Annotated in this window: 10 protein-coding genes; 2 read left to right on the forward strand and 8 right to left on the reverse strand. The window is 74.3% G+C overall.

Annotated elements, in window-relative coordinates:
* Positions 1-223: LysM peptidoglycan-binding domain-containing protein (locus ACTIDRAF_RS29965; RefSeq protein WP_039788304.1), on the forward strand; the 223-nt coding region annotated here is incomplete at its 5' end.
* A 183-nt stretch (positions 224-406) separates the two neighbouring features.
* On the opposite strand, the gene ACTIDRAF_RS0219645 is transcribed toward ACTIDRAF_RS29965, so the two are convergent.
* From ACTIDRAF_RS0219645 to ACTIDRAF_RS33965, 8 genes are all read right to left on the reverse strand, one after another.
* On the reverse strand, positions 407-835 hold the full coding sequence (locus ACTIDRAF_RS0219645) for a hypothetical protein (RefSeq protein ID WP_016700430.1): 429 nt from the start codon (positions 833-835) through the stop codon (positions 407-409).
* 1 nt (position 836) lies between these two features.
* A complete protein-coding gene (locus ACTIDRAF_RS0219650) occupies positions 837-1,559 on the reverse strand; it encodes a hypothetical protein (RefSeq protein ID WP_016700431.1) in 723 nt (240 codons plus the stop codon).
* Positions 1,560-1,589: 30 nt separating this feature from the next.
* Entirely contained in the window at positions 1,590-1,934 is a 345-nt protein-coding gene (locus ACTIDRAF_RS0219655; RefSeq protein WP_016700432.1) for a hypothetical protein, read from the reverse strand.
* Between the two features lie 248 nt (positions 1,935-2,182).
* Positions 2,183-3,232: a molybdenum cofactor biosynthesis protein MoaE gene (locus ACTIDRAF_RS0219660; protein WP_016700433.1), complete on the reverse strand. Its 1,050-nt coding sequence runs from the start codon at positions 3,230-3,232 to the stop codon at positions 2,183-2,185.
* A complete protein-coding gene (gene moaC, locus ACTIDRAF_RS0219665) occupies positions 3,205-3,696 on the reverse strand; it encodes a cyclic pyranopterin monophosphate synthase MoaC (protein WP_016700434.1) in 492 nt (163 codons plus the stop codon). The genes ACTIDRAF_RS0219660 and moaC overlap by 28 nt, the downstream gene beginning before the upstream one ends.
* A 45-nt stretch (positions 3,697-3,741) precedes the next feature.
* A complete protein-coding gene (locus ACTIDRAF_RS0219670; protein WP_085944873.1) occupies positions 3,742-4,368 on the reverse strand; it encodes a GNAT family N-acetyltransferase in 627 nt (208 codons plus the stop codon).
* Positions 4,369-4,477: 109 nt separating this feature from the next.
* Entirely contained in the window at positions 4,478-5,872 is a 1,395-nt protein-coding gene (locus tag ACTIDRAF_RS0219675) for an NAD-dependent malic enzyme (protein WP_016700436.1), read from the reverse strand.
* A 187-nt stretch (positions 5,873-6,059) separates the two neighbouring features.
* Entirely contained in the window at positions 6,060-6,245 is a 186-nt protein-coding gene (locus ACTIDRAF_RS33965) for a hypothetical protein (protein WP_026066295.1), read from the reverse strand.
* Positions 6,246-6,358: 113 nt separating this feature from the next.
* Here ACTIDRAF_RS33965 and ACTIDRAF_RS0219685 point away from each other — a divergent pair, with 113 nt between their 5' ends.
* A complete protein-coding gene (locus ACTIDRAF_RS0219685) occupies positions 6,359-8,641 on the forward strand; it encodes a helicase-associated domain-containing protein (RefSeq protein ID WP_016700438.1) in 2,283 nt (760 codons plus the stop codon).
* The last annotated feature ends 406 nt before the right edge of the window (positions 8,642-9,047 follow it).

Raw genomic sequence — 9,047 nt, forward strand, 5'->3', positions numbered from 1 at the left:
CGCGGCGGAGGCCCCCGCCCCCGCCCCGGCCCCGGCGGTTCAGCCCGCGGACATCCAGAACCACCCCGAGGGCAACTACACCGTCGAAGCCGGCGACACGCTGTCCAAGATCGCCGCTGAGCACGGCACCACGTGGCAGCGCATCCACGAGGACAACGAGGGCGTCATCGACGACGCCGACCTGATCTACACCGGTCAGGTCATCCTGGTGAACGGTTCCTGACGACCGCGAACCCACGCCGAGGTCCCACCGCTTTCCCCCGGGCGGTGGGGCCTCGGCATTCGTCTGCGGTGCGGCGGCGCGGGCGGCTCCGGCCGGGCGGCCCGCGCTCCCCGCTCCGGGAAGGCTGCGAGCACCCGCCACCGCCGCCCCCGCACGGCGTGGCCTCCCGGGGTTCCGGGCAGGTCAGCGCAGATAACTGCGCGTCTCGAAGTCCTCGTCGTCGTCCTCGTCGTCGGGGCGCCCCCGGGAGCTCGGTGGCGGACCGAACATCACGGCCCGCCGCTCGGCGTCCACCTCCGCCTGCACCTCCTCCTCCTGGCGGCGGCCCTCCTCGGCCGCCTCGGCCCGCTCCTCCTCGCTCAGCCCCCGGTAGGCGTCGGCGAGGTTGACCAGTGCCGGGGCGGCGGCTCGGGCGAACGCGGGCTCCCGCAACAGGTCCCTGGCCCCCCGCCGCCCGTTGGCGACGTCGTCGAGCAGCGCCCGGAGCTCGGGGTCCTGCGCACGGTCCCTCGCCGCTCGGACCGTGCGGAGGATGCGCCGCGAGCGGGCCTCGTCTCCCCCGGCGATGTCCAGCATCGGTTCCCGGGACTCGGGCTTCCCACCGGTGGTCACGTCAGCTCCCTCCTGGGTGCGTGTAGCCCGCCCCGGGCAGCGGGACGGTCTCCTCGAGGTTCAGGGAGGCGGTCAGCCCCTGGACGATCCCGGTCAGCGCGTACACCGCAGTGATCATCAGGCCGATGGCCTCGATGGCCTGCGCCCACTTCGCCAGGGCCTTGCCGATGGTGTAGACGGCGGCGGCGATCGCCACGGCGGTGGTCGTACCGGCCGTGAACAGCCCGGTCGCCCCGCCCAACGCCTCGAAGATCAGCTCGATGACCAGGTCGACCAGCGCCGAGATGATGTTCTCCAACGCCTTCAGCTGGAAGTAGATGGCGCGCTTGAGCTCTCCGAAGCCCTCCGCGGCCTCCGCGATCACCGTCTGCTGTTCCCGCAGGGCCTCGGCCACCCGGCCGAAGTAGTCGTCGGCCGCCGACGCGGCGTTGCCCTCCCACCGGAGACCGGGAACCAGGTCCGCGAGCTGGTCGGCGTAGGCGCCGTGGAACTCCGCGAGGTTGTTCAGCGCCGACTCGGCCTTCCCGACCTCCTCCCAGTTGCCGACGATCTTCTCGCCGAGCTCGGTGACGGGATCGACACCGAGCAACTCCTTGCACCCCATCCTGATGTAGTGGGTGATGCTGAACCAGTCGGTGAACCCGAGGACCTTCTCCGTCCAGGTGGGCATCACCTGCTCCGCTTCGGGCGCGGTCAGCACCCCGGCGGGACTGCTGGCTGCCATGAGTCGAACTCCTTTTCGGACCGGATGCCGTCAGTCCCTGTCGAACGAGTACTCGGGCGAGTAGGTCGCGTCGATCCGCGCGGCCTCGGACTCCTCCATCCCGGCGTAGTCCTCGCCGGCCGCCTTCATCGCCGCCGCGGACTCCTCCATGCGGCTGCGCAGGACCAGCGCGTTCCCGGAGATCGCCGTGGCGACCTGGGTGCAGAACTCGACGAGGTAGCCGTAGACCAGGCCCAGCTCGTCCGCCGTGACCATGATGTGCTCCATGGCGTAGTCGGACGCGGTCTGGGCGTCCTCGGCGAGGGAGTTCAGCCGCGTCGGACCTTCGGTGATCAGGGTGTCCGGATCGTCGAGCTCGTAGCCCGAACCGGCCATGGTGGCCTCCTGGTGTCGCGTGACGGGGGGAAGCCCCGCACCGGCACCCCGACCTCGGGTCGGGTGTCGACGCCGCGTTGCCGGCGACGGGGCCGTCGTCCGTTCCGACGCCCCCAGCCCCGGCTCAGTTCCGTGGCCGATGGTGGATATTCGCACGTCACGAGGGGGGCGAAATGGTGGAGCGCCCTCGGCCCCACCCTCCGCCTCCCGACGGACTTCTCAGCGGAACCGTGGGCGGGGGCCTCGGTTCACGGGCAGTTCACCCATTCCTCGCCACCGTCCGCGAACCGCTGCCGCTTCCACACCGGGAGCCGCCGCTTGACCTCGTCGACGAGTTCGGCGCAGGCCGCGAACGCCTCGGCCCGGTGGTCCGCTGCCACCGCGCAGGCCAGGGCGCACTCCCCGATGGCGAGCCATCCCGCCCGGTGGCTGACGGCGAGGGCCCGCAGTCCGGGCAGGCGGCGCGCGACATCCTCGGCCACCTCCCTCAGCACCTGTTCCGCGCTCGGGTGCGCGACGTACTCCAGGTCCCGCACCGCACGCCCGTGGTCGTGGTCCCGGACCTCCCCGGAGAAGGTGACCACCGCACCGGCCTGCCGCCGGGACACGGCGGAGGCGTGGTCGGCCAGGTTCAGCGGAGCCGTGGTGACGGAGACGAGGGGGACCTCCACCTCCGGCGCGGGGGCGGGGCGCGCCGTGCCCCGCGCCCCCGGCGACGTGGTGCTCGTTGTCGCCGCCACCTCCGCCGGTCCGTCCGCCGCGCCACCGGAGGGCTCCGAGGGGACGGCCGCCGCGTGGTCGCCGCCGGTGATCTGGTCCAGCGCGTGGGCGAACACCCCGTCCAGGACGGCGAGGCCGTCGCGCACGCCCCCCGTCGAGCCCGGCAGGTTCACCACGAGGGTGGCGCCGGCGGTGCCCGCGACGGCACGGGAGAGAACGGCCGTGGGCACGGCGGGCAGCCCGGCCCGCCGGATCGCGTCGGAGAGCCCGGGGAGTTCCCGGTCCAACAACGGCCGGGTCACGTCAGGGGTGCGGTCGGTCGGGCTGATCCCGGTGCCCCCCGTGGTCAGCACGACGGAGACGCGGTCGTCGAGCGCGCGCCGCAGTTCCTCGGCGACCGGGGCCCCGTCGGGGACGACGGCCGCGTCGGGGACCCGGAACCCCCGCTGCCGGAGCCAGTCGACGACCAGGGGCCCGGTGCGGTCCGGGTAGACGCCGGCGGCGGCGCGGGTCGACGCGGTGATGACCCGGGCCTCGCCCGGGTCGGCGGTCAGTTCCGGTCGGTTGGCCGTGTCCATGAGCCCGTCCTGCCCCCGTCCTTGCTCTCCACCCGGACACCGTCGAGGACCGCGGCCGGGTCGACGGCCTTCACCATGTCGTGCAGGGTGAGCCCGGCGACCGCGACGGCGGTCAGGGCCTCCATCTCCACCCCGGTGCGGTCCGTCGTCCGCACGGTGGCGGTGATGGCCACGCTGTCCTCGTCCGGTCGCAGGTCGACCTCGACGCCGGACAGGGCGAGGGGGTGGCACAGCGGCACCAGGTCGGGCGTCCGCTTCGCGCCCATGATCCCGGCCAGTCGCGCCGTCGCCAGCGCGTCGCCCTTGGGCAGCCCGCCCTCCGCGATCAGCCCCACCACCTCCCGGGTGGTGCGCAGCACACCGCTGGCGACCGCGACGCGGACCGTCGGCGCCTTCTCCGACACGTCCACCATCCGAGCGGCACCGGTGTCGTCGACGTGGGAGAGCCGGGCGCGCTGGTCCATGACCGGTGATCCTAGGCGGTGGACCGGGCGGCGGCTGGCCCCAGGTCAGCCGGCGGGGACTCGCCGCATCGCCCAGGTGCGCGGGCCGCCGGCGGGCAGCTCCACCTCGGCTACCACCCGGAAGCCGTGGCGCTGGTAGAAGCGGACGTTGCGCTCGTCCGAGGTCTCCAGGAACGCGACGGAGCCCGCCTCCTCGGCGGCGACCAGGCCCGGCCGGAGGAGCGCGCCGCCCACACCGCGCCCCTGCCGGCTCGGATCGATCCCGATGGTCGCCAGGAACCAGGCCGGCTCCGCGGGCCGGTACGGGGCGAGCGCCTCCTCCACCGCGGCCGCGATACCGGCGCGGTCGCCGGCCAACTCGCCCACCTCGGCCGCCACCGGGCCGAAGGCCGCTTCGAGGTCGGTGTCCGGTGTCGTCCACGCGGCGGCGCCGACGACGTTCCCGCCGTCCTCAGCCACCCAGACGCGGCCGTGGGGCAGCCCGATACGCCGCACCATGAGCTCCTGGCCCCGGCGCACCCGCTCGGCGTGGTCGTCGGCGGCGATGGTGTGCCGGAGGAACGGGTAGTCGGAGAAGGCCGAGGCGAGCACGCGACCGATCGCCGGGACGTCCCCGTCCACGGCGGGGCGCACGGACACCGGGGGCGTCCCGGAGCGGGAACCGGATGACATGGTGGAGAACCCTTCCGCTGCTGGAGCCGACGCCCACCCCTCCGCGGGCGCGACCGCAGCCTGCGGCACCGGGGCGGGGCGTGTCATCCCGTTTTCCACCCGGGGCCCCTCAGCCCTCCCGGGACTGCTCGGCCGCGGCGCGAACCGCCTCCGCCACCGCCGGTGCCACGGCGGTGTCGAACACGCTCGGCACGATGAACGAGGCGTTCAGCCGCTCGCCGTCCACCACGTCGGCCACCGCACTGGCCGCCGCGACCAGCATGTCGTCGGTGATCTCGTGCGCCTGCGCGTCGAGCAGGCCGCGGAAGACCCCGGGGAAGGCCAGCACGTTGTTGATCTGGTTCGGGTAGTCGCTGCGCCCCGTCGCGACCACGGCGGCGTGCTGCTGCGCCTCGAGCGGGTCGATCTCGGGGTCGGGGTTGGCGAGCGCGAACACGATCGCGTCGTCGGCCATCGTCTGCACCTGCTCGGCGCCGAAGAGGTTGGGCGCGGACACCCCGATGAAGACGTCGGCACCCACGAGCGCGTCGTGCAGGGACCCGGTCACACCCTCCTTGTTGGTGTGCTCGGCGATCCACTTCATGTTGGGGTCCATGTCCGACCGGCCGGTGTGGACGATCCCGTCCACGTCCACGGCGAGGACGTCGGCCGGGGCGGTGCGCAGCAGCAGTCGGATGATGGCGGACCCGGCTGCGCCGACGCCGCACACGGTCACCCGGCAGTTCGCGAGGTCCTTGCCGACGACCCGCAGGGCGTTGCGGAGCGCGGCGATCACGACGATCGCCGTGCCGTGCTGGTCGTCGTGGAAGACCGGGATGTCCAGCTTCTCGCGCAGCCGGTGTTCGATCTCGAAGCAGCGCGGCGCGGCGATGTCCTCCAGGTTGATGCCGCCGTAGACCGGAGCGAGCAGCTCCACCGCGCGGATGATCTCCTCGGTGTCCTGGGTGTCCAGGCAGATCGGCCAGGCGTCGACGTCGGCGAACTTCTTGAACAGGGCCGCCTTGCCCTCCATGACCGGCAGTGCGGCGGCGGGTCCGATGTTGCCCAGGCCCAGGACGGCGGAACCGTCGGTCACGACGGCGACGGTGTTGCGCTTGATGGTCAACCGCCGGGCGTCGTCGGGGTTGGCCGCGATCGCCTGGCAGATCCGGGCCACACCCGGGGTGTAGGCGCGGGAGAGGTCGTCCCGGTTCCGCAGCGCGACCTTGGAGTGCACCTCCAGCTTGCCGCCGAGGTGCACCAGGAACGTCCGGTCGGAGACCTTCCTGACCGTCACGCCCGGCAGCGAACCGAGCTCCTGGGTGATGTCGTTGACGTGCTCGGTGGAGGTCGTGTTGCAGGTGATGTCGACGACGATCCGGTCGGTGTGGGACTCGACGATGTCGAAGGCGGTGATCACACCGCCGACCCTGCCGACCGCGCTGGTGAGATCACCCGCGGCGCTCGCGGACGGCGGAGCCTCCACGCGGACGGTGATCGCGTAGCCGGGGCCGGGAACCGGCATCGTGTCCTCCCTGTTCCACCTGTTCAGGCGCGATAGCGTTGGGACAGCGTAGTTCACAGCGCTCGCACGGCGATCAGGGGTGGAGCAGGCCGGCGGAGGGGAAAGCCGCAGCTGGGGCGGTGTCCGCGCCTTCCGGGGCGGCACGGCACGGGCGTGCCACCCCGGAGGGGTCACAGTCTGACGTTCGTCACCTGTTGATCCTGGTGACGGGGTGCCGGTAGGGCAGCTCGCCCTGGGGCAGCGGGAACTCCACCTCACCGAAGGGGGACAGCGCCCCGGCCACCGGGGCGGCCAGCTCGCTCACCGCGTACTTGCCCTCGTGGACGTCCGGCCACGTCGGTTCCATCCGGTCACTCGGCACAGGCTTGGCCACGGCTCCTCCTGATCACAACGGGTCGTCTCGCACCCGGCGGTCGGCCGCCGGACGGCCCCACGGGCGGCGGGTGCTGCCATCAGTGTGCCCGATACGGGCTAACGTGGACCCCGATGCCCGGCACCTCACTCGCGGACTGGCTGCGCGACCAGGACGACGGCACGCTCGCGGCTCTGCTGCGGGCGCGCCCGGACGTGGCCACCCCGCCCCCCGCGGACAGCTCCGTCCTGGCCACGCGCGTCGGAGTGCGGGTGTCCGTCGCCAGGGCCTGCGACGACCTCGACGCCCGCTGCCTGGACATCCTCACCGCCCTGCTGGTGCTCGACGCCGACCAGCGGCCCGTCCCCCGGTCCGAGCTCGACCGGTTGCTGGGCGACGCGGTACCGGCCGATCGGCTGGCCGACTCGCTCACCACGCTCACCCACCGCGCACTGGTCTGGCCGGTCGACGGGGGAGCGGACCTCGCCGTCGTCCCCAGCCTGCGCGAGGTGCTCGGGCCCTACCCTGCCGGGTTGGGCAGGTCGGTCCCCGAACTGGCCGGCGTCGACCTGCTCGCCCGGCTCGCGGAACTGGGCGAGTCGGAGCGCCGACTGCTCGGCACCCTCGCCGCCGGCCCGCCGGTCGGGGCCACCCGGGAGGCGGGCAGCCCGGTACCGACGCCGCCCAGGACACCCGTGCAACGCCTGCTGGCGGCGGGGCTGCTGGTCAGGCGGGACGGCGAGACCGTCGAACTGCCCAGGGAGGTCGGTCTGGCGCTGCGCGGTTCCGACCCGCTCCCCGGCCTTCGAGGCACGCCGCCGGACCTGGCCACCGCCTCCCGCGACCTCGCACTCGTCGACGCCACCGCCGCCGGCGCGGCGATGGAGCTGGGACGCCAGGTGGAGGCGCTGCTGCGCCTGTGGTCGGCCGACCCGCCCCCCGTCCTGAAATCCGGCGGGTTGGCGGTTCGCGAGCTGAAACGGGTCGCGAAGGCCGTGGACTGCTCGGACGGGCACGCGGCCCTGCTGGTGGAACTGGCGGTGGGCGCGGGGCTGGTCGCCGCCAGCGGGGAGGAGTCGGCCGACTGGCTGCTCTGCACGACCGCCGACCAGTGGCTGAGCGCACCTCCCGAGCTGCGCTGGGGGGCCTTGGCCAGGGCATGGCTGCACCTGCCCCGCCTCCCGGGCCGCACGGGCACCCGCGACGAGCGGGACCGCGCGCTCGGCCCGCTCTCCGACGACCTCCGTTTTCCCCAGGCCCCGCTCGAACGGGTACGCGTGCTGGACCTCTTCGCCGGACTGGCCCCGGGAACCGTGGTCCCCGACCAGGAACGGGCCGTCTCGGTGCTCGCCTGGCGGGCGCCCCGACGTGGCGGGCGGCTCCGCGACCAGCTGGCCCGGTGGGCCATCGAGGAGGCGACCTCGGTCGGCGTGCTGGCGCTGGGAGGGCTGTCCTCGGCGGGCCGGGCGCTGCTCGCCGAGGCGAGCGGTGGACCGCCGGAGGACGAGCCCACCCGCCTGATGGGGGCCGCGATGCCCCCGCCCGTGGACCACGTGCTGGTGCAGGCCGACCTGACGGTCGTCGCGCCGGGCCCACTGGAACCAGGGCTCAGCGAGATGATGGGGCTGGTCGCGGACGTGGAGTCGGCCGGAGGGGCCACCGTCTACCGGGTCACCGAGAGCACGGTGCGCCGCGCGCTCGACGCCGGTCACACCGCCACCGAACTGCACGACTTCTTCCGAACCCGGTCCAGGACGCCCATCCCCCAGTCGCTGTCCTACCTCCTCGACGACGTGGCGCGACGACACGGGCGGCTCAGGGTCGGCACGGCGGAGTGCTTCATCCGCTGCGAGGACCCCGTGCTGCTCGCCGAGGTGTTGAGCAGCCCCGGGACGGCCGACCTCGGGTTGCGCCGGATCGCCCCCACCGTGGTGGTCAGCCCCCTGCCGCTCGAGGACGTCCTCGCCGAGTTGAGGGCGGCGGGGTTCGCCCCGGCCGCGGAGGACGCCGGCGGGCACCTGCTCGACCTGCGGCCCCCCGGTCGTCGCACGGCCCGGCGGGCGGCCCCCGGCCGGCGGACGGTACCCACCGGCGCCCTCGGCGAGGACCGGGTGGCCGAGTTGGTGGCGCACCTCCGCGCGGGCGACCGCGCGGGAGCGGCCCACCGAGGTCGAGCGGCCTCCTCCGGTGTCGGGAACGGGACCAGCTCGTCGGCGGCGCTCTCCCTGCTGCACCAGGCCGTCCGCGCCGGGCGCAGCGTCTGGATCGGCTTCGTCGACTCCCACGGCACCGCCACCCAACGGGTGGTGCGCCCCGTCCGCATCGGGGGCGGCTACGTGGAGGGCTTCGAGCAGGACCAGGCCGCCTGCCGGTATCCGCTGCACCGGATCACCAGCGCGGCCCTCGTGGAGGACTGACCCGGGAGTACCGCCGGCCGGGGTGAGCGGCCGGCATCCGCGCCGCGTGACGTCGCGCGCCCCCGGATCCGTGGCGGACCAGGGGGTGGCGGTGGTCGCATGCGACGATCTCGACCCGCACGGCGCCCCACCAGGCGTGCGCGGCCGGGCGTGGGCTCGGGGCCCGGACCGCGCCCTCGGCCGCTCGCCCGTCGCTCCAGCGCCGCCGGCCGGCCTCACCGTGGCCCCGACGTCCCGCCCCCCGTGAGGAGCCGGGCCGGGGCCGCTCCGTGTGCTCGTGCCGTCCCGTCCGGCTCACCGGCACCCAGGATGCGGACTCGACCACGCTCCGTCCTCGCCCGACCCGGCGAGCGGCCGAGCCGCCACCACCCGGCATGCGGCGCCGCCGCACCCGGCTCGGCCGCCG

The organism is Actinoalloteichus spitiensis RMV-1378 (assembly GCF_000239155.1).
GTDB classification, from domain to species: Bacteria; Actinomycetota; Actinomycetes; order Mycobacteriales; family Pseudonocardiaceae; genus Actinoalloteichus_B; species Actinoalloteichus_B spitiensis.

What these genes read in the sequence shown, in the direction of transcription:
- ACTIDRAF_RS0219650 (WP_016700431.1), bottom strand. Translation starts at nt 1,559, where the DNA reads ATGGCAGCCAGCAGTCCCGCCGGGGTGCTGACCGCGCCCGAAGCGGAG.
- ACTIDRAF_RS0219655 (WP_016700432.1), bottom strand. Translation starts at nt 1,934, where the DNA reads ATGGCCGGTTCGGGCTACGAGCTCGACGATCCGGACACCCTGATCACC.
- ACTIDRAF_RS0219660 (WP_016700433.1), bottom strand. Translation starts at nt 3,232, where the DNA reads ATGGACACGGCCAACCGACCGGAACTGACCGCCGACCCGGGCGAGGCC.
- moaC (WP_016700434.1), bottom strand. Translation starts at nt 3,696, where the DNA reads ATGGACCAGCGCGCCCGGCTCTCCCACGTCGACGACACCGGTGCCGCT.
- ACTIDRAF_RS0219670 (WP_085944873.1), bottom strand. Translation starts at nt 4,368, where the DNA reads ATGTCATCCGGTTCCCGCTCCGGGACGCCCCCGGTGTCCGTGCGCCCC.
- ACTIDRAF_RS0219675 (WP_016700436.1), bottom strand. Translation starts at nt 5,872, where the DNA reads ATGCCGGTTCCCGGCCCCGGCTACGCGATCACCGTCCGCGTGGAGGCT.
- ACTIDRAF_RS0219685 (WP_016700438.1), top strand. Translation starts at nt 6,359, where the DNA reads ATGCCCGGCACCTCACTCGCGGACTGGCTGCGCGACCAGGACGACGGC.